The 23,201-nt window shown below is 67.9% G+C and carries 16 protein-coding genes and 1 pseudogene; 8 read left to right on the plus strand and 9 right to left on the minus strand.

Annotated features, from left to right (window positions below):
• The first annotated feature begins 450 nt into the window (after positions 1-450).
• Genes ACT6S0_RS17515 through ACT6S0_RS17525 form a run of 3 tightly spaced genes read left to right on the plus strand, consistent with a single transcriptional unit; the run spans position 451 to position 4,464 of the window.
• Positions 451-951, plus strand: a complete 501-nt coding sequence (locus tag ACT6S0_RS17515; RefSeq protein ID WP_444765073.1) for a DUF2726 domain-containing protein — start codon at positions 451-453, stop codon at positions 949-951.
• Entirely contained in the window at positions 932-3,160 is a 2,229-nt protein-coding gene (locus ACT6S0_RS17520; protein WP_444765074.1) for an McrB family protein, read from the plus strand. The genes ACT6S0_RS17515 and ACT6S0_RS17520 overlap by 20 nt, the downstream gene beginning before the upstream one ends.
• A gap of 8 nt (positions 3,161-3,168) precedes the next feature.
• A complete protein-coding gene (locus tag ACT6S0_RS17525) occupies positions 3,169-4,464 on the plus strand; it encodes an McrC family protein (protein ID WP_444765075.1) in 1,296 nt (431 codons plus the stop codon).
• Positions 4,465-4,737: 273 nt separating this feature from the next.
• Here the strand turns inward: ACT6S0_RS17525 and ACT6S0_RS17530 are convergent, their stop codons facing one another.
• Positions 4,738-5,448, minus strand: a complete 711-nt coding sequence (locus ACT6S0_RS17530; RefSeq protein WP_444765076.1) for a hypothetical protein — start codon at positions 5,446-5,448, stop codon at positions 4,738-4,740.
• 577 nt (positions 5,449-6,025) lie between these two features.
• Between ACT6S0_RS17530 and ACT6S0_RS17535 the strand changes: the two genes are divergently transcribed.
• Together ACT6S0_RS17535 and ACT6S0_RS17540 are read left to right on the plus strand one after the other, a co-directional pair.
• Positions 6,026-6,637 (plus strand): OmpA family protein, encoded by a 612-nt coding sequence (locus tag ACT6S0_RS17535; RefSeq protein ID WP_444765077.1) that lies wholly within the window; start codon positions 6,026-6,028, stop codon positions 6,635-6,637.
• Between the two features lie 128 nt (positions 6,638-6,765).
• On the plus strand, positions 6,766-8,064 hold the full coding sequence (locus tag ACT6S0_RS17540; RefSeq protein WP_444765078.1) for a GDSL-type esterase/lipase family protein: 1,299 nt from the start codon (positions 6,766-6,768) through the stop codon (positions 8,062-8,064).
• Here ACT6S0_RS17540 and ACT6S0_RS17545 read toward each other — a convergent pair.
• The 4 genes from ACT6S0_RS17545 to ACT6S0_RS17560 are packed head-to-tail and all read right to left on the minus strand — an operon-like array spanning position 8,051 to position 13,114.
• On the minus strand, positions 8,051-8,761 hold the full coding sequence (locus ACT6S0_RS17545) for a ribonuclease activity regulator RraA (protein ID WP_444765079.1): 711 nt from the start codon (positions 8,759-8,761) through the stop codon (positions 8,051-8,053). The genes ACT6S0_RS17540 and ACT6S0_RS17545 overlap by 14 nt on opposite strands.
• A 2-nt stretch (positions 8,762-8,763) precedes the next feature.
• On the minus strand, positions 8,764-10,491 hold the full coding sequence (gene araD / locus ACT6S0_RS17550; RefSeq protein ID WP_444765080.1) for an L-arabinonate dehydratase: 1,728 nt from the start codon (positions 10,489-10,491) through the stop codon (positions 8,764-8,766).
• Positions 10,488-11,510 (minus strand): aldose epimerase family protein, encoded by a 1,023-nt coding sequence (locus ACT6S0_RS17555; RefSeq protein ID WP_444765081.1) that lies wholly within the window; start codon positions 11,508-11,510, stop codon positions 10,488-10,490. The genes araD and ACT6S0_RS17555 overlap by 4 nt, the downstream gene beginning before the upstream one ends.
• Positions 11,507-13,114, minus strand: coding sequence for a glycoside hydrolase family 43 protein (locus ACT6S0_RS17560; RefSeq protein ID WP_444765082.1), 1,608 nt, complete (start codon positions 13,112-13,114; stop codon positions 11,507-11,509). Before ACT6S0_RS17560 ends, ACT6S0_RS17555 begins: the two co-directional genes overlap by 4 nt.
• Positions 13,115-13,274: 160 nt before the next feature.
• On the opposite strand from ACT6S0_RS17560, the gene ACT6S0_RS17565 reads away from it, so the two are divergent.
• The 3 genes from ACT6S0_RS17565 (at position 13,275) to ACT6S0_RS17575 (ending at position 20,169) form a co-directional block, all read left to right on the plus strand.
• Positions 13,275-17,045 carry a glycosyl hydrolase family 8 gene (locus ACT6S0_RS17565; RefSeq protein ID WP_444765083.1) on the plus strand — a complete coding sequence of 1,257 codons (3,771 nt, stop codon included), beginning with the start codon at positions 13,275-13,277 and terminating at the stop codon, positions 17,043-17,045.
• A gap of 99 nt (positions 17,046-17,144) precedes the next feature.
• Entirely contained in the window at positions 17,145-19,769 is a 2,625-nt protein-coding gene (locus ACT6S0_RS17570) for a zinc-dependent metalloprotease (protein WP_444765084.1), read from the plus strand.
• A gap of 79 nt (positions 19,770-19,848) precedes the next feature.
• Positions 19,849-20,169, plus strand: coding sequence for a plasmid stabilization protein (locus tag ACT6S0_RS17575; RefSeq protein ID WP_444765085.1), 321 nt, complete (start codon positions 19,849-19,851; stop codon positions 20,167-20,169).
• A 30-nt stretch (positions 20,170-20,199) separates the two neighbouring features.
• Here the strand turns inward: ACT6S0_RS17575 and ACT6S0_RS17580 are convergent, their stop codons facing one another.
• The 4 genes and pseudogenes from ACT6S0_RS17580 to ACT6S0_RS17595 form a co-directional block, all read right to left on the minus strand.
• Positions 20,200-21,396 carry a hybrid sensor histidine kinase/response regulator gene (locus ACT6S0_RS17580; protein WP_444765086.1) on the minus strand — a complete coding sequence of 399 codons (1,197 nt, stop codon included), beginning with the start codon at positions 21,394-21,396 and terminating at the stop codon, positions 20,200-20,202.
• 106 nt (positions 21,397-21,502) lie between these two features.
• Entirely contained in the window at positions 21,503-21,871 is a 369-nt protein-coding gene (locus tag ACT6S0_RS17585; RefSeq protein ID WP_444765087.1) for a response regulator, read from the minus strand.
• A 128-nt stretch (positions 21,872-21,999) separates the two neighbouring features.
• The gene (tal, locus tag ACT6S0_RS17590) at positions 22,000-22,950 is read right to left on the minus strand and encodes a transaldolase (RefSeq protein ID WP_444765088.1); all 951 of its coding nucleotides are present in this window, start codon (positions 22,948-22,950) and stop codon (positions 22,000-22,002) included.
• A gap of 49 nt (positions 22,951-22,999) precedes the next feature.
• Positions 23,000-23,201 (minus strand): annotated as a pseudogene (locus ACT6S0_RS17595) (xylulokinase); the annotation flags it as partial.

Below are 23,201 nucleotides of genomic sequence, written 5' to 3' on the forward strand. Positions count from 1 at the left end.
TGGTCACCCTCAACCCAGAGCGCGACGAGGTGGTCAGCAGCGCGGCCACCGCTCCACATACTCAGCTCAAAGCTGCTTGAATCAGGCGACAACTATCTTGACGCGCGCCGACTGCTGGAATTAGCTTGATCTGCATGGCGCGCCTTCGCACACTCGCTGAAGGGCGACACACAATATTACGATGTGTCACGTCCGCTTGCAATGAACGACGCGTTGTGAGGCCTTGTCGCAGGGACTGCCAGCCGTACTGGATAAATCCACAGTTTCGACTTTTGCGTTTCGCTGGGATCAGAACCCGTCCGGCCAGCCTGAGCGTCACGCCATCTATGGCTCACTCACGCTAGATGCCGCCGATTAGGGCCGACCGATATAGAGCAAGGCAGCGTGCACTTGGCAGAGCCAGAATGCGCTCGAGGGGGGAGCCCAATGACAAAAGAAATGATCTTGGGAATGCTGCTGCTGGCCGTCGTTGCCGGCGCGGTGGCTGCCGTACTGAAGCGCGGGGGGCGTGCCAGGGTTGCGGGGGACATCCGCCCAAAGAAGCTGCTCACCGACCGCGAGCAGCCCATGTTCTACCGACTGATGCAGGCCTTCCCTGACGATGTGGTGCTCTGCCAAGTCGCGTTCTCGTCGCTGCTGACCGCCAAAGACCAGGCCACCAGGTCAACCTTCAACCGGAAGGTCGCCGACTTTGTCATCGCCACCAAGGCCTTTGAGGTCCTTGCCGTCCTCGAACTTGACGACTCCAGCCATCGTGGCCGCGAAGCGCAGGACAACAAGCGCGACGCGCTGCTCGAGCGCGCCGGCTACCGCGTCCTGAGGTTCAAGAACGTTCCCGACGTCGATGCCGTCCAACGGGCTGTTCGGCCATCCGCGCCGGGACAGATCCAACGCAACCCGCCCAGCCAGATCAGCAGAGAGGTCCAAGCCAATGGCTCGCCACGTCAATGATCACGACCTGACCCCGCTGCTCCATGCCGCCCAGCAATGGATAGCTAGCTGCCTGATCGAAGACGGGGCGCTGTTCGTCGAAGGCCGCGCGGTCTGGACGGCCGCGAACGCTGATCGGCTCCAACACTGTTTTGTTGACCGGCCGGATTCCGGCGATGACGACTTCTTCGTGAAACTCAAGCGTCAACTGGAGGATGCCGGTACTGAAGCGCAATGGCTGGCTGCCGAGATGATGTGGGCGCTCCAGTTGTTTGCATCCAACCTCGGGCAGGACGGCAAGCGCCGCGCCATCGTGAACATGTGGTCCTGGTCGGGTTCGCCTTTGGATGCGGGCCATCCCTTGCTCCGCAACGAGGTGCTGGTAGGCGTCGGATCTGGTGGTCAGGGCTTCCTGCAGTACCGCTGGCGGGAGCTGGCCTACTTGATCGCGCTGGTCCGCTCGTTGAAGGCCATGCAGCTAGACGCACGCCGTGCGGTGCTCACCGACTACGACCGCTTCATGGACTGGATGGAGTCCGTGCCACGCGACGGCGACCGGCAGTTCCGGCACATGCTGCGCTACTTCGCCTTTCCGGACCGGGTAGAGCGCATGACCTCCAACCGCGACCGTGTGGCGGTGCTGGAAGGATTTCAGGTGGCAACGGGTGCTGAACTTCGTCGCTGGAGCGACCGACAGCTCGACGAGGAGTTGTTAAAGCTTCGCCAAGGCGAGGAGGCCCGCCATCCAGGTCAGGTGCTGGACTTCTACGAGGGCGAACTGAGGTCGCGCTGGCGGAAGTCGGAGCAGGAAGCAGCGGCCCCACCCGCATCAGCACCCACGACGCACAAGGTGAGCGAAAACATGCCGGAGAGATCTGCGAGTGCGTCCGTGATCGCCGGCCCAGTGAACAAGATCCTCTACGGCCCACCCGGCACGGGGAAGACGTACTGGCTGCGCGAAAGGTTTGCCGAGTACACCGACGCACCCAACCAGGTCGACGAAGCCACCTGGCTGACTGAAACCCTCGCCGGCTATGGCTGGCGCTGCGTGATTGCGGCTGCACTCGCTGATCTCGGCCGCCCCGCGCGCGTGCCAGAGGTGCGTGACCACAAGTGGGTAAAGGCGAAGGCGCAGCAGCGAGGCCGGACCCTTTCAGGGGTCAACGCGACGCTCTGGGGCTACCTGCAGGAGCACACGCCGCCGTCCAGCACGACGGTGAACATCACCGTCCGCCGGGAGCCCTTCCTGTTCGACAAGCAGGAAGCCGGAGGCTGGCATCTGCTGAAAGACTGGCAAGACCGGGACGATGAGGCTGCTGAACTCTGGCGATTGCTCAAGGCTGGCCCGAAAGCCGCCACGGAACCGGTGCAGCGGTACAAGGTCGTGACCTTCCATCCCTCGTTCAGCTACGAGGATTTCGTGCGTGGCATCCGGCCAGTAGCCAACAGCGAGGACGGAACGACGCAGTTCCGGCTGGTGGACGGTGTCTTCAAGCAGATCTGCGACGAGGCCCATGCCAATCCTGGACAGCGCTATGCGCTGTTCATCGATGAGATCAACCGAGCCAACATCGCCAAGGTCTTCGGCGAGTTGATCACGCTGATCGAACCGGACAAGCGCGCGACTTTCGACGCCCATGGTCGGCTGGTGGCGGGGATGGCCGTCCAGCTACCGGGCAGCACGGACAGCGAGACCGCTGAGCGTCGCTTTGGCGTGCCGCGCAACCTCGATATCTACGGCACGATGAACACCGCCGACCGTTCCATCGCGCTGCTGGACGTCGCCTTGCGTCGGCGCTTCGAGTTCGAGGAGCGCATGCCGAGCTACTCGCCGAACGTGCTGTCGACTGACGTCGAGGGCATCGATGTGGGCAAGATGCTGCGGCGTATCAACGATCGGCTGGAGTTCCTGCTAGATCGGAATCACGGCATCGGCCACGCCTACCTCATGCACGCCAAGTCCCTGGTCGACATCCAGCGTGCGTTCGAGCGGCAGATCATCCCTTTGCTGCAGGAATACTTCTTCGACGACTTTGCCCGTGTCGGTCTCGTGCTGTCCACCACCGGTGAGCACTCTTTCGTCCACCAGGAGCCGCAGACCTTCAATCGCCTGTTCTCGGGTCAGCGACTGGACGGGCTGCCAGCCGAGCGCGCGCGTCACTTCATCACAGCACCTGGTAGTTGGACGGTCGACAGCTTCCGCGGTATCTACGAAGAGCGCAACGCCTGACCTTGGCTATGTCGACGTCCAAGCCGCTGGCTCGTGATCGCGTGCTCACCGCGCTGGAGCACCGGCCGTTGCCGATAACTGCGGACGGTGCTGGCTGGAGCCTCACACCGGCTGAAGCCGAGCGCCTCGCGCAGATCGGCGAACTGCGACCCGGTTTCTGCGAACGCGGCGCCCACCACGTCAAGCTTGCGCAGTACTGCGGCGTCGTCGGACTGGGTGATCGCGTGCTGGAGGTGCTGCCGAAGGTCGATGACACCGCGACCTCGGCAGAAGACTGCCGCGGCGTGCTGCTGCGCCTACTAAGCCGCACGGAACGCTTCGCACACTTCAAGCACCAGGCCACCGGCCAGCACCTGCGCCGTATGCCCCTGCTCGAGGTCTTCATTACAGCCTTCTTCGACAGCGTGGCCAGCTTGGTACGCGGCGGTCTGCTGCGTCAGTACCGGGAACTGGATGCCGAGCTCCAAGTGGTGCGCGGCCGCATCGACCTCGGTCGGCAGTTCGGCGCGCATGCCAACCGGCCGGATCGCCTGACCTGCCACTTCGACGAGTTGACGGCCGACAACGTCTGGAACCGCACGCTGAAGAAGGCCATCCGCTGTACGCGTGCCTGGATCCGGCGCGCCGACCTTCACCGGCGTTGGGTGGAGCTGATGGGGCTGCTGGATGTGGTCGACGACACGCGGCTGGTGAGCGCCGAACTGGAGCGGCTCCAGTTCAATCGCCAGGCCGAGCGCTACCGCACTGCAGTCGATTGGGCGCGGTGGATCCTGGAGATGCTGGCGCCTTCATTGCGTGCCGGCGTCCAACAGGCGCCCGCCCTGCTCTTCGACATGAACAAGCTTTTTGAATCTGCCGTCGCGGCAGAGGCCAGGCATCAGCTGCGCGGGAGTGCTGGTCTGTCAGTTGACACCCAGGACGGCTCGCGCTTCCTTGGCGCGTTGGTAGGCGGCGAGCGCGTCAAGGAGGCTTTCCAGTTGCGTCCGGACTTGGTGTTCAGGCAGGGAAGCGTGGTCATTGCCATCGCAGACACCAAGTGGAAGATGATCAGCGCAGATAGACACGGCCACCTGCTACCAAGTGGCCCGGACCTCTACCAGATGCATGCCTACGCCGCGGCGTTCGGCTGCCATGAATTGCAGCTGATCTACCCGTGGCACGCAGCGCTGGCGAGCACGCTTCCGTCAGAGATCCGACTCCCAGAAGTGCGGGGACGCTTTCCTGCACTGCGGGTGAACTGTATTGACGTGTACGACGACGAGATGAACCTGCTCATTGGGCGCTGGCCACACCGACTGAGCTAGCGGCATGCAGGGTCCTTGCAGTTGTTCGCCAGCGAAAAGGTCCGAGCGCACGCTCCTTGCCCCAAATCGAGCTTCCAGCTGGCTTGGGACACGCGACTCTCGAACTGTCGTGTGTCTGCCGGGGGGCAATGCCCCGACTGCCGTTGACAGTGCTTGGCGGTCCTATGTTGGCGCCGACAGACGCCGACCGAAGGGGGCCAAGTCGAGCAATTGATGATGGGCAAACCCGACCAGGCGGCTTTGTGGTGGCTACCTAACCGAGATGCGACGTTGCTACTCGAGGTTGATCTTTGCTGCCCCACCACACGCAGAGTGCTGCTTCACCATATTCGCCTGCTCGCGATGGTCGCCACGAACCAAGAAGAAGCCCGGCACGCCCATGTCTTGGAGACCGAACCGCAGCGCGGTCGTCGGCGGCTGAGCGAGGGGGTCCCAAGCGGAATACCGCTGCTTTAGCTGCTGATACAGCTCTCCCCTCTGCTCTTGAGTTACCGCAGTGGGGTACAGGCGCCGGATGGTCGTGACCGCCCAGCGCTGCTTCGTGTTTGACTCGGCCGCAACGGCCATCTTGATCGTCGTCGGGTGCCCCGATGAAGAAGTGAAAACTCCCTCAATCTCTTTGAAATCGCAGGCGACGTTAACGGCAGCCAAAGCGGAGAGGGCCAGACCATCGAACTTTCCCATCCAGAGATAGGGTGCGGCGGCATCTGGCAACCCTGGGTAAGTCGCGCGCAGTGACTTCAGCGTTAACGCATCAACCTGGACGGCACCGATCGGCTGGCCCTTGCCGCCCGGCCCATAAGGTGACATCGCACGCTCCCACGTGATGATTTTTCGCAGGTCCCCGATGCCATCGCCCAAGCAGACCTCAGCCACACAGGGAAAGCCGTTTTTCTCAACAGGCTGCGCCTTCACGCCTGTGGCAAGGCCTGACACACCGACGGCGACTGCGAGCACGTGCAACTTCAAGGCAAGGTAGGTCATCAACAAGTTCGACAGGAAAGTTCCAGGGCGCGTTCGGCCAGTCAGCCCTCGCATAGGCTAGCGAAAAGTGTCGCGTACCGCTGTCCCTACAGTTGGTAGCTTGATGCTGGCGTTGCGCTCGAGCGAGCGATTTCAGGGCGCGATTAGCCTGATCGCCGCCAATCGGTCGAAGCTGGGCAACTGCAGCAGAGAGGGGGGCTGGGCAACCGACGGAATTGCCCTCGGCCCTCGTGCAAACATTGCATGTCGCTGCCCGCGACCAAGAGCAGGATCTTGAGCAAGGCTTCAGCCAGGCCGCTCGTACTTGCGCAGCAATTCGACTGTGCTGAGAACGTAAGGGTTCGTTTTGTCGCAGACTCTATTGCGGCCTTGGCGGGTAGAACCGACCCAGACAGGGTGGGTGTCGCAGACTTTAGGGCCGGCTCCACTGGGCTTTCTTCCAAGCAGGCGTGTCGCAGACTTTATTGCCCGTGAACATTGGGCCCGGTAAACGGCGCAAGGATTGCTCACAGCTCGGTACGTTTGCTCGGAAGGACTGCCTAAAGTCGCGCCGATCCAAACCTTGAGAGCCCAACCAATGTCAAGACTGTCGCCCCTGATCGTTGCCACCAGCGTCCTGTTGCTGAGCGCTTGCGCCACCAAGGATTTCGTCAAGGAGACCGTCGCGCCGGTGCAGACCAGCGTCGACAGCCTCGGTAGCCGCGTGCAGGCGCATGACGACGGCCTCAAAACCTTGGGGGGCCGCCTGCAGGGCAGCGAGGGGCGCATCCAGGCATTGGAGCAGGAGGCTGCGGCGCGAGCCCAGGCCGCCGCCAACAGCCCCAAGCCGCCCGGCCTGCTGATGAGCACGCTGCTGACCGATGACAAGATCAAGTTCACCTCGGGCCGCGCCCAGCTCACGCCGCGGGTCATGCAGGAACTCGATCAACTCGTTGCCAAGCTCAAGGCGGACAACCAGCCGGTGTTCGTCGAGATCCAGGGCCACACCGACGCGACAGGCAGCGACGCTGGCAACCACCAGCTGGGCCTCCAGCGGGCCGAAGCCGTGCGCATGCACCTGGCCCGCGCCGGCCTGCCGCTGGCGCGCATGGCCACGATCAGCTACGGCGAATCCGCGCCACTGGCCGACAACAACACCCGCGAAGGCCGCGGCACCAACCGGCGTGTTCAGGTGATCGTGATGCGCTGAGCTCGGCAGCGCTCATCGGGCAACCTTGCAGGTCGGGGCGAGGGGGTGAAATGGGTCTGCCGATCCCTGGGGCAAAAGCTGAAATGATCGCGCTATCATTTTCGGACCTCGCAGCCCGGAAGCCCCTCATGAACGCATGCCCCAACGTCCTTCGGCGCTCCCTCCAGTGGCTGGCGCTGGTCACTGCGTTGGCGGGCTGTGCCGCGCCGCTGCCGCCCTCGCAGGGCGAGGGCTGGTCGGCCGCCTGGGGCACGGCCCTGCTGGCCCAGCCGGTGCCTCAGGCCGGTGCCGGTGCCGTGGCGCCGCTCTGGCGGCAGCCGATGCGCGACGTCAGCCTGCGCCAGGTCGTGCGCGTCAGTGCCGCCGGTTCGGTGCTGCGCGTGCGCATCAGCAATCTTTTCGGGAATGAGCCACTGATCATCGGCAGCGCCAGCGTGGCGCGGGTCAGTGCGCTGGAGCCGCAGCCCGTGTTGGACGCGGGCTCGCTGCGTCCGCTCAGCTTTGGCGGCCGCCGCGATCTGAGCGTGCCGGCAGGCGGCGAGGTCTGGAGCGACCCGGTCAAGCTGGCTCTGCCGGCCCTGGCCGATGTCGCCCTGCAACTGCATGTCGAGGCCGGGCCGAGCCAGGCGAGCGTGCACCCCGGCTCGCGCATTCGCAGCTGGGCCGTGCCCGGCAACCGTGCCAGGACCCTGGGCTGGCCCGACGCGGTGGCGCAGGAGGGCTGGTGGCATCTGGCGGCCATCGATGTGCACACGCCCAAACCGCTGCCGGTGCTGGTGGCGACGGGCGACTCCATCACGGATGGCTACGGCGTGCCGTCGGGCAGCTACCAGCGCTGGACCGACATGCTGGCGGCTCGCCTGGCCGCAGCCAAGCGCGACGCCGCCGTCATCAACACCGGCATCGGCGGCGGGCGGCTGCTGCGCGAAGGCCTGGGCCCCAGCCTGGTGTCGCGCTTTGATCGCGATGTGCTGGCGCGCAGCGGCGCCACGCATGCCCTCGTGCTGATCGGCGTCAACGATCTCGGCGTCAGTCATCGCGGTCGTGCGACGACGCCGGCGTCCCGGGCTGCGCTGCTGGCCGAACTGAAGGCGGGCTTTGCCGACCTGGCCGGGCGTGCGCGTGCGAAAGGCGTCTGCCTGATCGGCGCGACCGTCATGCCGTATGCCGGCAGCGGCTACTACGCGCCCAAGGCCGAGAACGAGGCCGATCGCCAGGCGCTGAACGACTGGCTGCGCGAGCCCGGCCGCTTCGACGCGCTGCTGGACTTCGACGCCCTGATGCGCGACCCGGCCAGGCCGACCCATCTGCGCGCCGTGGTCGACAACGACGGCCTGCATCCGTCGCTGGCCGGCTACCGTGTGATGGCCGAGGCCTTCCCGCTGGAGCTGCTCGACAGGCGCTGCGCGAAGGTCAGCGGCCCTTGAGCTGGCGCCAGGCCGCAAAGTCCGCGGCCACGTCGGCGTCGGTCGGCGGGTAGAGGCCCAGCACGCTGCGGCCGGCCAGCACCTTCTCCTGCACGTAGTCTTCGAACACCGTCATCTCGACGGCCTCGCTGGCGACCTCGTCGGCGATATGAGCCGGGATGACGATGACGCCCTCGGCATCGCCGACGACGATGTCGCCGGGGAAGACCGGCGCATCGCCGCAGCCGATGGGCTCGTTGATGGCGATGGCCTGGTGCAGCGTCAGGTTGGTGGGCGCGCTGGGCCGGCAGTGGTAGGCCGGGAAGGGGTATTTGGCGATGTCGGGGCTGTCGCGAAAGCCGCCGTCGGTGACGACGCCGGCCGCGCCGCGCACCATCAGCCGGGCGACGAGGATGCCGCCGGCCGAGGCGGCGCGGGCGTCCTTGCGGCTGTCGATGACGAGCACCGCGCCTGCGGGAATCTCCTCGACGGCCTTGCGTTGCGGGTGGTTGCGGTCCTTGAACACGCTGATGTCGTTCAGGTCCTCGCGCGCCGGCATGTAGCGCAGCGTGTAGGCCGGACCGACCATGTTGGGCAGGCCCGCGTTGAGCGGCCTGACGTCCTGGATGAACTGACCGCGAAGGCCACGCTTGAACAGGGCGGTGCAGAGCGTGGCGGTGCTCACGCCCAGCAGTTTCTGGCGGGTGTCTGGGTTCATGGCTAGTAGATGACCGGCTCCGGCACCGGGGCGCCAAAGCTGGTTTCAAGGAAGTCGAAGTCGCAGCCCTCGTGGGCCTGCAGGATGTGGCGGCCGAACATCCAGCCGTAGCCGCGCTCGTAGCGAGCGGGCGGCGGTGTCCAGGCGGCGCGGCGCGCGGCCAGTTCTTCGTCGCTGACTTCGAGGTGGATGGTTCGGCCCGGCACGTCGACCGTGATGAGGTCGCCCGTCTTCACCAGCGCCAGCGGCCCGCCGACGAAGGCTTCGGGGCTGCAGTGCAGCAGGCAGCCGCCGTAGCTGGTGCCGCTCATGCGCGCGTCCGACAGGCGCAGCATGTCGGTGACGCCAAGCTTCAGCAGCTTGGTCGGGATGGGCAGCATGCCCCACTCCGGCATGCCGGCGCCCTTGGGGCCGGCGTTGCGCAGCACCAGGATGTCGTCGCCCGTCACGTCGAGGTCGGGGTCGTCGACGGCGGCCTTCAGGCTCGGGTAGTCGTCGAAGACGAGGGCGCGGCCGCTGTGCTGCAGCAGGTGCTTGGCCACGGCGCTGGGCTTGATGACGACGCCGTCGGGCGCGAGGTTGCCGCGCAGCACGGCCAGCGCGCCTTCGGCGTAGATCGGGTTGTCGAGCGGGCGGATGACGTCGGCGTTGAAGACCTCGGCGCCGGCGATGTTCTCGCCCATGCTGCGGCCGTTGACGGTCAGGGCCGTAAGGTCCAGCTTGGTCGCCATGACCTTCATCAAGGCCGGCAGGCCGCCGGCGTAGAAGAAGTCTTCCATCAGGTAGGCGTCGCCGCTCGGCCGGATGTTGGCGATGACGCCGACGTGGCGGCTGGCCGCATCGAAGTCGTCCAGCGTGACGGGCAGGCCCGCGCGGCGGCTGATGGCCACCAGATGGATGATGGCGTTGGTGCTGCAGCCCATGGCCATGGCCACGGCGATCGCGTTGGCGAAGCTGCCTCGGCTGAGCAGCTTCGCCGGGGTCAGGTCCTCCCGCACCATCTGCACGATGCGCCGCCCGCATTCGGCCGACATGCGGATGTGGTTCGCATCCGGCGCCGGGATGCTGCTGGCGCCCGGCAGCGTGAAGCCGGCGGCTTCGGCGATGCCCATCATCGTGGCCGCCGTGCCCATGGTCATGCAGGTGCCGTGGCTGCGCGCGATGCCGGCCTCCATCTCGGCCCAGGCCTGGTTGCTCAGGCGGCCGGCGCGGCGCTCGTCCCAGTACTTGAAGGCGTCACTGCCGCTGCCCAGCAGCTGGCCGCGCCAGTTGCCGCGCAGCATCGGCCCGGCCGGCAGGTAGATGCAGGGCAGGCCCATGCTGAGCGAGCCCATCAAGAGGCCCGGCGTGGTCTTGTCGCAGCCGCCCATCAGCACGGCGCCGTCCACCGGGTGGCTGCGCAGCAGCTCCTCCGTCTCCATCGCCAGGAAGTTGCGATAGAGCATGGACGTCGGCTTGACCATGCTTTCGCTCAAGCTGATGGCGGGCAGCTCCAGCGGCCAGCCGCCGGCCTGCAACACGCCGCGCTTGACGTCCTCCACCCGCTGCTTGAAGTGGGTGTGGCACTGGTTGGCATCGCTCCAGGTGTTGATGATGGCAATCACCGGCTTGCCGATGAAGTCCTCGGGCGCGTAGCCCATCTGCAGCACGCGGCTGCGGTGGCCAAAGCTGCGGAAATCGTCTTTGGCGAACCAGCGCGCGCTGCGCAGGTCATCGGGCTGCTTGGTCATGCCTGGGCTTTCACGGCGTCGAACTCCAGCCGCATCATGCGACGCAGAGGCCGGCCAGGGCGCACGATGCAGCCCTGCTCGCACCATGCCGGCTGATTGGGCGCGTCCGGGAAGAACTGCGGTTCCAGGGCGATACCGGCATGGCGGACAAAGGGTTGGCCGTCGCGGCCGCGCGAGTTCTGCACGTAGTTGCCGCTGCAGACCTGCAGGCCGGGGTAGTCGGTGAAGAGGCGCATGGCCAGGCACCCGTCGGTCGACGTCAGCTCGGCCGCCGCCTGTTCGCCGCGCGCGGCTGCGTCGTCCAGGACCAGGCAGTGGTCGTAGCCGCTGCCCAGGCGCTGCTGCTCGCCCTGGCCCAGGCCGGCGCCGATGCGGCGGGGCTGGCGCAGGTCGAACGGCGTGCCGTCCACGGGCAGCACCTCACCGGTCGGGATCATGTCGGGCCGCACGGGCAGCATGCGGCCGGCGGCCACCTGCAGGCGATGACCGACGACGGGCCCGGTGCCGCCATCGAGATTGAAGTAGGGGTGGCTGGTCAGGCTGACGGGGCAGGGCGCCGAGCTGCGAGCGCCGAAATGCAGCGTGACCGTGGCGCGGGCCGGGTCGACTCGGTACTCGACCTCGGCATCCACATCGCCCGGGTAGCCCTGGTCGCCGGCCGGTGAATGCAGGGCCAGGCGCAGATGCAGCGGGCCGTGATCGACGGCGGTCCAGTGGCGGCGGTCGAAGCCGTCGGGCCCGCCGTGCAGCTGGTTGGCGCCCTCGTTGGCCACGAGCCGGTGCTCGTGCCCGTCCAGCGTGAAGGCGGCGCCGCCAATGCGGTTGGCAAAGCGCCCGACGATGGCACCGAAAAAACCCGGTTCAAGCCGATGGTCGGCCGGCGTCGCATGGCCGAGCATCACCTCGCGTCGGCTGCCGTCGGGCATGGGCACCAGGCAGGAAAGCCAACGGGCGCCGAAGTCGCTGACCTGGATCTGCAGCCCCTCGGCCGCGCCCAGCGTGAAGACCTGCGGGTTCATCGTGGTGTGTAGTCGAAATGGGAGGAGTCGGCCGTACGCGCCGCGCCGCTGGTGTCGAAGGCCAACATGCCGATGAAGGCACCCGTGAAGGAGCCATGCTCGCCGCGACCGCCCTCGTCGGAGATGACGCTGGCATCCAGCACTGGCCCGACCGGCTGCCAGCCCTGGCCCCAGTCGGCGAAGAACTGTAGTTTGACGCCGTCCACATCGGCCGCGAGTTGCACCGGGCCGTCGGCCGGCAGCGCGACAGGATCGCCGAGCGGGAACTGCAGCCGGTTGTCGGGCCAGTCCCCGGGGCAGGACAGGATGCTCAGCACGCGGCCCGGCCCGTCCTGCCAGGTGACGACGAGGGCGTGGAACTTGTGGCGGTTGTAGTAGTGCGCGAGCCCGGCCGCCTGCTGGTAGCTGGTGGGCTGGAAGGCCGAGAGCGTCGTCTCGGCGCGCAAGCTCGCGTCCTCCTGCCGGCGCGCCACCAGGCTTTGCTCGAACCAGCTGCCGACCGACTCGCGGCCGGTCAGGCGCAGGGCGCCCCCGGTCAGCGTGAACAGGCGCTCGGGCTCGGGCGTGCGCAGCCACTGGAACTCGGGCGGCAGCGAGGGGCAGTCGACAAAGCTGCGCCGCACGGCCTGGCGCGCGGTGGGCTCGATGCCGGTGAAGGGTGCCGGCACGTCCACGGCCGGCACCATGCCGCCGTGTTCGAGATAGAGCCAGTCGTCCTGGCCCCAGGTGCAGCGCTGGATGGCCGTCTCACGCCCGCGCGGCGAACGCCGCGTGCCGGGCAGCGGCCGGCCGCAAAGGTGGGCCAGGTAGACGCTGCCGTCGTCCAGCTGCACGACCTGACCGTGGCCGGCGCGCTGCAGCGGCGCGTCGGGCGCGTCCTTGCTGCTGACGACATGCTGCTGCGGGTGCGTCTCATACGGCCCAAGCAGCGCACGCGAGCGCGCCAGCGTCACCGCATGGCCATAGCCGGTGCCGCCCTCGGCCGTCATCAGGTAGTACCAGCCCCTGCGCTTGAACAGGTGCGGGCCTTCGACCAGGCCCAGCGAGGTGCCGCGGTAGATGTTGGTCACCGGCCCGACAAGCTGGCCCCGCTCCGCGTCCCATTCCTGCAGCAGGATGCCATCGAAGGCCGGCGCCTTCGGTTGGCCGCCGATGGAGCCGGTGCGGTGGTTCCACAGCATGTTCACGAACCATTTGCGGCCGTCGTCGTCGTGGAACAGCGAGGGGTCGAAGCCGGACGAGTTCACGTAGACCGGATCGCTCCACGGCCCGTCGATGGATGGCGCGGTCACGATGTAGTTGTGCGCATCCTTGAAGTTGCCCTCGAAGCGCTTGACGTCGGTGTAGACCAGCCAGAACCGACCGTCGGCATGGGACAGACAGGGCGCCCAGACGCCGCAGGAGTCGGGGTTGCCGCGCAGGTCGAGCTGGCTCTTGCGGCTCAGCGGGCGGCACACCAGCGTCCAGTTGACGAGGTCGCGCGAGTGGTGGATCTGCACCCCCGGATACCACTCGAAGGTCGAGGTCGCGAGGTAGAAATCGTCGCCGACACGGCAGAACGAAGGGTCCGGATTGAAGCCGGGCAGCACGGGGTTGCGGATCATGACATCGGCCTGCGGGGTGCGGGGCAACCCCTGCAGACAGCTAAAAAGGTTACGCTACCATAAAGCAAAACAGGAGCTTGCGTACTCAGGACAAACCTTCCTGATTGCGTAACCATTTCAGCTGTTCAGGGCGTCCAAGCGCCGGTCCGGAGACAACCCGATGATTTTCAGAAGTGCGGCCTTCAGGTTGCCTGCTGTGCTGCCGGCCTTGCTGTCCCTGCTGCTGTTCAGCGCCCCCGCCGCCGCATGCGACGCGCCCGTGTCGGTCTGCGCCCGTGACCCCGGGCGCGCGTTGGCATTGGTGCGCGCGAGCCAGCCGGCGGCGGTGTTCGTCGACGCCGGCGCTGACGCGGCCCTCAAGCACGCCAGTCGCAATTTCGCCGCCGACCTGGAGCGCGTGTCCGGTCGGCCGGCCGCGCTGCTGAACCGCATTCGCGACGCCGGGGCCGGGCTCGTCGTCATCGGCGTGGTGGGGCAGAGCGTCGTCATCGACGACCTGGTGGCCCGGCGCAAGCTCAAGCTCGACGAGCTCAAGGGCCAGTGGGAGGCCTATGCCCAGGTCGTGGTGGACCGGCCCTGGCCGGGCGTTGCCCGCGCCCTCGTTATCGCGGGCTCCGACCGGCGCGGCGCGGTCTTTGGCACCTACGACCTGTCGGCCCGCATGGGTGTCAGCCCCTGGGCGTGGTGGGCCGATGTGCCGGTGGCCAGGCAGCGCGACGTCTTCCTGACCGCTGGCGCTCGCCGCGACCAGCCCCAGGTCAAGTACCGCGGCATCTTCATCAACGACGAGGCGCCCGCGCTGAGCACCTGGGCCGAGAAGAAGTTCGGCGGCGCCAATTCGAAGATGTACGCCCATGTCTTCGAGCTGCTGCTGCGCCTGAAAGGCAACTACCTGTGGCCAGCCATGTGGCCGCCGCGCGCCTTCAATGCGGACGACCCGAAGAACATGGTGCTGGCCGACGAGATGGGCATCGTGATGGGCACATCCCACCACGAGCCGATGACACGGGCGCATGACGAGTGGCAGCGCTTCAAGGGCGGCCATTGGGACTACGTGAAGAACGCGCCGCAGCTGCGCGAGTTCTGGCGCGGCGGCATCCAGCGCATGATGGGTCGGCCCGACGGCAAGGCCTTCGACACGCTGGTGACCGTGGGCATGCGCGGCGACGGCGACGAGCCGATGAGCGAGGAGACCGCGACGACGCTGCTTGAGACCATCGTCAAGGACCAGCGCCAGATCATTGCCGACGTGACGCAGCAGCCCGCCGAGAAGACGCCGCAGATGTGGGCGCTCTACAAGGAGGTGCAGGACTACTACGACGCCGGGCTGAAGGTGCCCGACGACGTGCTGCTGCTGTTCGCCGACGACAACTGGGGGCAGATCCGTCGCCTGCCTGATCCTCAAAATTCGCCCGGCGTGAAGCGCCCCGGCGGCTACGGCGTCTACTACCACTTCGACTACGTCGGCGGGCCGCGCAACTACAAGTGGCTCAACACCAACCAGATCGAGAAGACCTGGCAGCAGATGGATCTGGCGCGCGAGCATGGCGCCGACGCGCTGTGGATCGTCAACGTCGGCGACATCAAGCCGGTCGAGTTCCCCATCCACTTCTTCCTCGACATGGCCTGGGCGCCCCAGCGCATGACGCCGGCGGCGCTGGCGGCCTACCCGAAAGACTGGGCGGCAGCGACCTTCGGCCCGGCGCACGCCACCGAGATCGGCGAGCTGGTCACGCGCTACGGCCAGTACGCGGCGCGGCGCAAGCCGGAGCTGGTGGACGCGAGCAGCTTCCGCCTCGGCGTGGTCGGGCCCGACTCGCTGGACGGCGGCGACTTCGGCCGCCGCATCGCCGAATGGGATGCGCTGGAGGCACGCGTCGTCAAGGTCAAGGCCGCGCTGCGGCCCGACCAGCTGGATGCCTACTTTCAGCTCGTCGAGCACCCGGTCATCGCGCTGGCCAACCTCTACCGCCTCTACTACGCGGTGGCCTGGAACCGCACGCTGGCCGCCAAGAACGACCCGCGCGCCAACGTCTTCGCCGACCGGGCCGAGGCCGCCTTCGCGCGCGACCAGGCCATCAGCGACCAGTACCACGCCATGGCCAATGGCAAGTGGGCCGGCATGATGCTGCAGGTCCACATCGGCTACACGACCTGGCAGCAGCCCGAGAAGAACATCATGCCGGCCGTCAAGCGCGTGGCGGGCTCGGCCGACGCAGCCACTGTGCAGCGCCAGCTGACCGCCCGCCCGGACGAGAGACGCGTCATCGAGGCCACGCAGTTCACCCGCGCCCACAGCGCCATGGGCCTGGCGTGGACGGCCATCCGCAACCTCGGGCAGCACCAGGGCGCCGTCATGGCGCTGCCGCAGGGCCGTGCCGCCACCAGCGTGGCCGACGACGTGCGGGTGGAGTACGACATCGACCTGCCCCAGCGTGGCGACTGGTCGTTGCTGCTGCACATGGCGCCCACCATCGACGTGCGCAAGTCAGGCGGCATCCGCATCGCCGTGGCACTCAACGATGGCAAGCCGCAGACGCTCAATCTCAATCTGATACCCACCGCAGGGGCCGCCGACACGCAGCCGCAAAAGGATTGGTCGCGTGCCGTCATCAACAACGATTTCGTGCTGCGCACCGACGCCGTCTCGCTGCCGGCCGGCAGGCACACCATCCGCGTCTGGCGCCTGGACGACAACGCCGTGCTGCAGCGCCTGGAACTGGTGCCCGTGGCGCTGGCGCCCAAAGCGGCGGCAGCGGCGGCAAAGCCGGCCGCCGAGAGCGGCCACTACCGCAACCTGCTGCGCGAGCTGCGCCCGGACGTCACCGAGGCCGACATCGACAGGAAGCTGGCCGGCTACTGGACCGCGCTGTTCGAGGGCGGCCAGGAGGAGCGCATCGTCTTTCCCGCCGCGCCCACGCCCGACGGCCCGGCGTCCTATGTGCTGGACGTCGGCAACAACGACGTGCGCAGCGAAGGCATGTCCTACGGGATGATGATTGCCGTGCAGATGGGCCGCAAGGCCGAGTTCGACGCGCTGTGGAACTGGACCTGGACGCATATGCGCTACCGCGCCGGCCCGCGCCAGAGCTACTTCCGCTGGCAATGCCAGCCCAAGGGCTGCGCAGTTTTCGGCAAGAACGCCGTGCCCGCGTCCGACGGCGAGGAGTACATGGCCACCGCGCTGCTGATGGCCGCCACGCGCTGGGGCAACGGTCGCGGCATCTACGACTACAACGCCCAGGCGCAGGAAATCCTGACCGCCATGCTGCACAAGGAGACGATGAACGGCGGCATCAAGGACGGCGCGCGCTCGATGTTCTCGCCCCAGCATGGCCAGGTGGTGTTCGTGCCGGTGGGCGACGCGGCCGACTTCAGCGATCCGTCCTACCACCTGCCGGCCTTCTACGAGATCTGGGCCCGCCGGGCCGCCAAGCCCGAGGACCGCAAGCGCTGGCGCGAGATTGCCGGCATCAGCCGCGCCTACTTTCAGAAAGCCGCCCACCCCAGGACCGGCCTGACCCCGGATTACGCGCATTTCGACGGCCGCCCCAAGGTGCTGGAAGGGCATGAGGACTTTCGCTACGACGCCTTCCGCACGGCGGTGAACTGGAGCGTCGACCAGGCCTGGTGGGGCAAGAACCCAGCGGCCATCGGCCTGAGCCACAAGCTGCTGAACTTCTTCGCTGCGCAGAAGCAGCCCTACACCCATCTCTACACGCTCGACGGCAAGCCGCTCAACGATGAGCCCTCCAAGGGTTTGATCTCCTGCAATGCCGTGGCCGCGCTGCTGGTCGACGAGGCGCAGGCGGCGCCCTTCGTCAACGCCTTCTGGGCGCTGGAGCCGCCCACCGGCCAATGGCGCTACTACGACGGCCTGCTGCAGTTCATGAACCTGCTGCACATCACCGGGCGCTTCAAGGCCTGGTGAAGCTGCGGTAATAAATCTCACGCCCGTGAGCTGTTGCGGGCTGCAGGCATCCCTAACATCCCGACCGCGCATCAGGGTGCGCGCAACTCAGGGGATGTGATGAAGAAAAACGCCTGCGGCCGTGCACGGCTCGCGCTGCTGACCCTCGTGCTGGCTGCCGGCCAGGCATTCGCGCAAACGCCGCCTGGGCCGCCTGGGCCGCCTGCGGCGCCCGCGTCCGTCCCCACGGGCACCGCCCGGCCGCCCTTCACCCTGCCGGACCCCGCCGAGCCCAAGCCCTTCGACAAGGTCATCACCGCCGAGGCCAAGACGCAGCAGGGGCTGTTCGCGGTCCACAGCCTCAAGAACAAGCTCTATTTCGAGATCCCCAAGACGCTGCTGGAGCAGCCGCTGCTGATGGTGGCCAACGCCACCGCCGTGCCGGCGGGCCAGGAGCATGTCGGGCGCGCACTCAACCAGAATGTGCTGCGTTTCGTGCTGCACCAGAACCGCGTGCTGCTGCAACTGGTGTCCCACAGTGCCGTGACCGCCCCCGGCAACGTGCTGGCGGATGCCGTCCGCCAGTCCCAGCGGGATGCCATCCTGGCGGTGTTCCCCGTGGAGGCCTACGGCAAGGGCGGCGCGCCGGTGATCGAGGTCTCGCGGCTGTTCGCGTCGGAGGTGGGCGACTTCAGCGCCAGGGCCCTGGTGCGTGGCTCGGTGGACGGCAGCCGCAGCTATGTCGAGAAGACCAAGGTCTTCCCGGGCAGCGTGCGGGTGGATGCCGTGCAGACCTACAACATCGCGCCCTTGCCCACGCCCACGCCCACGGTGCCGGGTGTCACGGTCGTGCCGCCGATGCAGCCCTCGCGCAGCGTGTCGATCAACCTGGCCTACAACATCGTGCAGCTGCCCGAGCAGCCCATGAAGCCGCGCCTGCACGACGATCGCGTGGGCTTCTTCAGCATCAGCCGCATGGACTTCGGCGACGGCCTGCAGGAGGCCCGCCGCGAGCGCCTCATCACCCGCTGGCGGCTGGAGAAGAAAGACCCCGCTGCGGCGATCAGCGAGCCGGTCAAGCCCATCGTCTGGTACATCGACAAGGCCACGCCCACCGCGCTGGTGCCCTATGTGAAGAAGGGCGTCGAGGCGTGGAACACCGCCTTCGAGGCGGCCGGCTTCAGGAACGCCGTGCAGGCCCGGCCCTATCCCACGCCCGAGGAGGACCCCGAGTTCGACCCCGAGGACGTGCGCTACAGCGTCATCCGCTGGGTGCCTTCGCCCATCGCCAATGCCTACGGCCCCCACCTGGCCGATCCGCGCAGCGGCGAGATCCTGAACGCCAACGTCGTGATGTTCCACAACATCGTGCAGCTGCAGCAGGACTGGTACGTGACCCAGGTCGGGCCGCTGGACCCGCGCGCGCGCAAGCTGCCGCTGCCGGACGACCTGATGGGCGACCTGGTCGCCTTCGTCGTCACGCACGAGGTGGGGCACTCGCTCGGCTTCCCGCACAACATGAAGTCCAGCTCGCTGTACCCGGTGCAGAAGCTGCGCGACCCACAGTGGCTCAAGACCATGGGCCACACGCCGTCGCTGATGGACTACAGCCGCTTCAACTATGTCGTGCAGCCCGAGGACGGCATCGACCCGGCGCTGCTGATCCCCCGCATCGGGCCCTACGACGTCTTCGCCACCCGCTGGGGCTACACGCCCATCCCCATCCCCAGCGCCGGCACGGCCGAGGAGGAGCGCCGCCAGCTCAACCTGTGGGCACGCGAGCAGGAGGCCACGCCCTGGCTGCGCTTCAGCGCGCCCAAGGCCGAGGGCGGCGACTTCGGCGAGAACGCCGAGGCCGTGGGCGATGCCGACGCGGTGACGGCCACCGGCCTGGGCCTGCGCAACCTGCAGCGCGTGATGAAGATGCTGCCCGGCGTCGTGCCCCAGGACGGCAAGGACGACCAGCTGCTGGAGCGCCTGTACCGCGCGGCCTGGCAGCAGTGGTCGCGCGAGATGGCGCATGTCGTGGCCATCGTGGGCGGCTACGACGTGCAGAACAAGCACAACGACCAGCCGGGTGCCATCGCCGTGCCGGTAGCGCGCGAGCGCCAGGTGCGGGCCGTGAAGTTCCTGGCCGAACAGGGGCTGGACACGCCGCCCTGGATGCTGGACGCGGCCATCGTGCAGCGCCAGGGTGCCTCGGAGTCGTCGCTGCCGCCGAGCATGAGCCAGCGCAGCCTGCTGCGCCAGCTGCTGGCCCCGTCGCGCACCCAGCGCCTGATGGCGCAGGAGGCCCAGCTCGGCGCGCGGGCCTACCGGCTGGAAGAGCTGCTGGCCGAGCTGCGCCGCAGCGTGTTCACCGAACTGGGCAACAGCGCGGCCATCCCGGCAGCGCGCCGCAACCTGCAGCGGCACTATGCCGACACGCTGGTCGCCCGTCTCGGCGGCTTCAACCCGCTGGGCCAGGACGATGGCGAGGCCGGCGTGAGGGCGGAGCTGCGCGAGCTCAAGGGCGTGCTCGGCGCTGGCGCGGCCCGTGGCGACCGCACGCGGCGCGCCCATCTGCAGAGCCTGGCAGACACCATCGACAAGGCCCTCGATCCGCGCTTCGCGCCGCCGGCCAACCCGGCGGTGGCGCTGCTTCGCCTCATCGGTCACCAGGCCGAGGGCGGCGCAGCGGCTGCGGCTTGCTGGCCGGGGCACGACCACGCGGCCGGCCACGCGGCGCCCCTGCCTCTTGACTGAACGTAAGTCCGGCAACGTCCTACAGCGGGGCTTGCGCGCCAGTTGCAAGGTGGAAGCGTTGCAACTCCCGGAGACTGCCATGCCCCGCGGTGACAAGTCGTCGTACACCGACAAGCAAAAGCGCCAGGCGGCGCACATCGAAGCCGGCTATGAAGAGCGCGGCGTGCCTGAGAAGGAGGCCGAAGCCCGCGCCTGGGCCACCGTGAACAAGGAGACCGGCGGCGGCAAGAAGTCGGGCTCGGGCCGCGGCAAGGCCGAGAACCACGCGCCGTCACGCAAAGGTGGGCGCCTGGGCGGCAAGGCGGCCGCCAGCCGCACGGCGGCCGAGCGCTCGGCATCGGCCAAGAAAGGCGCCGAGACGCGCAAGCGCAATGCAGCCGCCCGGGCGGCCGCGCATTGAGCCCGCCTGCAGGCGCTGCGGAGCGGCTGCTCAGCCCTCGGTGGTCATGGGCAGCCGCACCTCGAAGCGTGAACCCTCGCCCGGCCTGCTGTGGACCTGCAGGCTGCCGCCGTGGGCCCGCACGATGTCGCGGCTGATGAACAGGCCCAGCCCCATGCCGGGCGAGCTTCGCGCGGCCTCCAGGCGCTCGAACTGCTCGAAGATGCGCTGCTGGTCCTGCGGCTCGATGCCGAGGCCTTGGTCCGTCACGGCCAGCAGCGCCATGCCGTCGGCCGCCATGCCCACCTCCACCAGCACGGGCTTGCCCTGGCCGTAGCGCAGCCCATTGCTCAGCAGGTTGACGAGGACCTGCTCGATGCGGCCGTCGTCCCAGTCGCCGACGATGCCGGCGGCGGCCTGGACGTGCAATGGCACGTCTCGGTAGTGGACAGCGAAGTCGGCCACGGTGTGCCGCGCGAGTTCGCCCAGGTCGGTGCGGCGCCGGCGGATGGACAGCTTGCCGTGCTGGATGCGCGAGACGTCCAGCATGTCGTCGATCAGGCGCGTCATGCTGCGCAGCTGCCGCCCGTCGCGCCCCACCATGGAGTGCAGGCGCTCGGGGCTGAAATAGGCGAAGTCGCCTTTGCCCAGCTTGCCGCTGCGCATCGCGACGTCCAGCGTCATGACGCTCAGCGGCGTGCGCAGCTCGTGCGAGACCATGGACATGAACTCGTCGCGCACCGTCAGCGCGCGCTGCAGCTCGTCTTCGGTCTTGCGCAGGGTCGTCAGCAACTGCTCGTGGGCGGCGCGCGCGGCTTCGAGTTCGGCGACGTGGCGGCGCAGCTCGCGGCTCTTGCGGTGGAGCTCGGTGAAGACGCGCACCTTGCTCTTCACCGCATAGGCGTCCAGCGGCTTGAAGAGGAAGTCCACCGCGCCGTGCTCGCAGCCCCGGAAGGTGCAGCCGTGCTCACGGTCCGCCGCGCTGACGAAGACGATGGGCAGGTGCATGGTGCGCGAGCTGCCGCGGATCAGCTCGGCCAGCTCGAGGCCGGCCATGCCGGACCTCTGCACATCCAGCAGCGCCAGCGCGAACTCGTGCTCCAGCAGCAGCGACAACGCCTGCTCGCCCGACGTGGCGGCGTGCACCTCCAGCTGGTCGTCGCGCAACAGGGCCTGCAGCGCCAGCAGGTTCTCGGGCAGGTCGTCGACGATCAGCAGCTTGACAACGTCGGTGGCGGGGCGGCTCATGCGCTACCTCGCGGCGCACCGGGCGAGACAGCAGGTGCTGAAACGCCCGTCCAGGTGGCGTCCTGGAGAGGTTGGACGTGGCTGATCGGCAAGTTTTGCCGTCAAATCATCCGCGAGGCGGGAAGAAACGCCGCAGGCGTTCGACCGACAGCGGCTTGGAAAGCACATGGTCGATGCCTGCCCGCATGGCTTCGTCATGGGCATGGGAGCCGGTGCGGCCGGTCACGGCGATCAGCACCAGGTCAGGGCCATAGCGCGTGCGCAGGCGCTTGGACAGCTCGACACCGTCGAGGTCAGGCAGGCCCAGGTCCAGCAGCGCGCAGACCGGCTTGTATTCGTCGACGGCGATCATGGCGTCTTCCGCCGTGGTGGCGAAACGCACGCTGTAGCCGTCGTCCTTGAGCAGTTCGCTCAGGGCTTCGCATGCATCCAGGTCGTCGTCGACCAGAACGACGCGGATGTCCTCCTGCGGCATGATTTCTCCTTGTGTCCGGCGGGGCGTTTGGTTCACGCCGCAATGGCGCAACAAAGCAAGTGTGATGCCACCCGCCGGCGCTCCCGTCGGGGATGCCCGGTGAGGCCAGCGCCAACGTGGGGCGCTGCTCAACCCTGTCGAGCGCGAATCAGGTGTTCGAGCGCTTGCGTGTCGGCGATGAACTGCGCGATGCCTTCGGCCAGCTTGGCGCTTGCCATCACGTCTGCGGCCAGCGCGGTCTCGAACGCCGCCTGGGTCAAGGGCGGCGGCGGCGGGGTCACCTCGCCGGCAGGCGGCGCGAGCCGGCAGGGGACCGGCGTGGTCGTCTGGGCCAGCTCGGCCAGCAGGGCCGGGCTGATGGTCATCAGGTCGCAGCCGGCCAGGGCCACGATCTGGCCGCTGTTGCGGAAGCTCGCTGCCATCACCTCGGTGCGGATGCCGTGGCGCTTGTAGTGGCGGTAGATTTCATTCACCGAGCGCACACCGGGATCATTGGGCCCGGCCATCGCAGCTTCGTCCCAGCTGCCGCCGGCGGTCTTCTTGAACCAGTCGTAGATGCGGCCGACAAAAGGCGAGATCAGCTGCACGCCGGCGTCGGCACATGCGCGCGCCTGGGTCAGGCAGAACAACAGCGTCAGGTTGGTGTGGATGGCCTGCGCCTCCAACTGCCGGGCGGCCTGGATGCCCTGCCAGGTGGACGCCAGCTTGATCAACACGCGCGCCCGCGGCACGCCGGCGGCCGCATACAGCGCGATGAGGCGCTGGGCGGTGGCGACCGAGGCGGCGCTGTCGTGCGACAGGCGCGGGTCGATCTCGGTCGACACGCGGCCGGGCACGAGCTGGAGGATCTCCACGCCAAAGGCCACGAGCAGGTGCTCGGCCACGGTCGATGCGGCCGCGCCGGGGTGGGCCGCGACGGCCTGCTCCAGCAGCGGCCGGTAGCGCGGCTGCTGCACGGCCTTCAACACGAGCGACGGGTTGGTGGTCGCGTCCTGCGGGTTGAAGCGCGCGAGCTGGTCGAAGTCGCCGGTGTCGGCGACGACGGTGGTGTGGCGGCGGAGCTGTTCGAGGCTGTTCATGGGCATGGCGTGGCCTGCCGCGCCAGCGGCATCGCGCGGAGTTGGGGGTTCAGATGAACTCGCTGCGCAGCGCGCCGTACAGGCGCTGGAAGCGGGCGTGGCGGGGTTGCAGTTCGGCGGCGAGCTGGGCGTCGGGCTCGGCCACGCGGGCGATCTCGGGTGTGCGGCAGACCGCGTCGACGCCGCCGCCGCAGGCCAGCCAGGCCAGGCGGGCTGCACCGAGCGCGCCGCCGGCTTCGGCGCCGACGCCG

The sequence above is a fragment of the Roseateles sp. genome (assembly GCF_052436255.1).
GTDB lineage: Bacteria > Pseudomonadota > Gammaproteobacteria > Burkholderiales > Burkholderiaceae_C > Pelomonas.

Bases quoted from the DNA above. Each gene is read 5' to 3' on its own strand.
- ACT6S0_RS17520 (WP_444765074.1), top strand. From the start codon at position 932: ATGGCTCGCCACGTCAATGATCACGACCTGACCCCGCTGCTCCATGCC.
- ACT6S0_RS17525 (WP_444765075.1), top strand. From the start codon at position 3,169: ATGTCGACGTCCAAGCCGCTGGCTCGTGATCGCGTGCTCACCGCGCTG.
- ACT6S0_RS17575 (WP_444765085.1), top strand. From the start codon at position 19,849: ATGCCCCGCGGTGACAAGTCGTCGTACACCGACAAGCAAAAGCGCCAG.
- ACT6S0_RS17555 (WP_444765081.1), bottom strand. From the start codon at position 11,510: ATGAACCCGCAGGTCTTCACGCTGGGCGCGGCCGAGGGGCTGCAGATC.
- ACT6S0_RS17580 (WP_444765086.1), bottom strand. From the start codon at position 21,396: ATGAGCCGCCCCGCCACCGACGTTGTCAAGCTGCTGATCGTCGACGAC.
- ACT6S0_RS17565 (WP_444765083.1), top strand. From the start codon at position 13,275: ATGATTTTCAGAAGTGCGGCCTTCAGGTTGCCTGCTGTGCTGCCGGCC.
- ACT6S0_RS17535 (WP_444765077.1), top strand. From the start codon at position 6,026: ATGTCAAGACTGTCGCCCCTGATCGTTGCCACCAGCGTCCTGTTGCTG.
- tal (WP_444765088.1), bottom strand. From the start codon at position 22,950: ATGAACAGCCTCGAACAGCTCCGCCGCCACACCACCGTCGTCGCCGAC.
- ACT6S0_RS17515 (WP_444765073.1), top strand. From the start codon at position 451: ATGCTGCTGCTGGCCGTCGTTGCCGGCGCGGTGGCTGCCGTACTGAAG.
- ACT6S0_RS17560 (WP_444765082.1), bottom strand. From the start codon at position 13,114: ATGATCCGCAACCCCGTGCTGCCCGGCTTCAATCCGGACCCTTCGTTC.
- araD (WP_444765080.1), bottom strand. From the start codon at position 10,491: ATGACCAAGCAGCCCGATGACCTGCGCAGCGCGCGCTGGTTCGCCAAA.
- ACT6S0_RS17585 (WP_444765087.1), bottom strand. From the start codon at position 21,871: ATGCCGCAGGAGGACATCCGCGTCGTTCTGGTCGACGACGACCTGGAT.
- ACT6S0_RS17545 (WP_444765079.1), bottom strand. From the start codon at position 8,761: ATGAACCCAGACACCCGCCAGAAACTGCTGGGCGTGAGCACCGCCACG.
- ACT6S0_RS17570 (WP_444765084.1), top strand. From the start codon at position 17,145: ATGAAGAAAAACGCCTGCGGCCGTGCACGGCTCGCGCTGCTGACCCTC.
- ACT6S0_RS17530 (WP_444765076.1), bottom strand. From the start codon at position 5,448: ATGACCTACCTTGCCTTGAAGTTGCACGTGCTCGCAGTCGCCGTCGGT.
- ACT6S0_RS17540 (WP_444765078.1), top strand. From the start codon at position 6,766: ATGAACGCATGCCCCAACGTCCTTCGGCGCTCCCTCCAGTGGCTGGCG.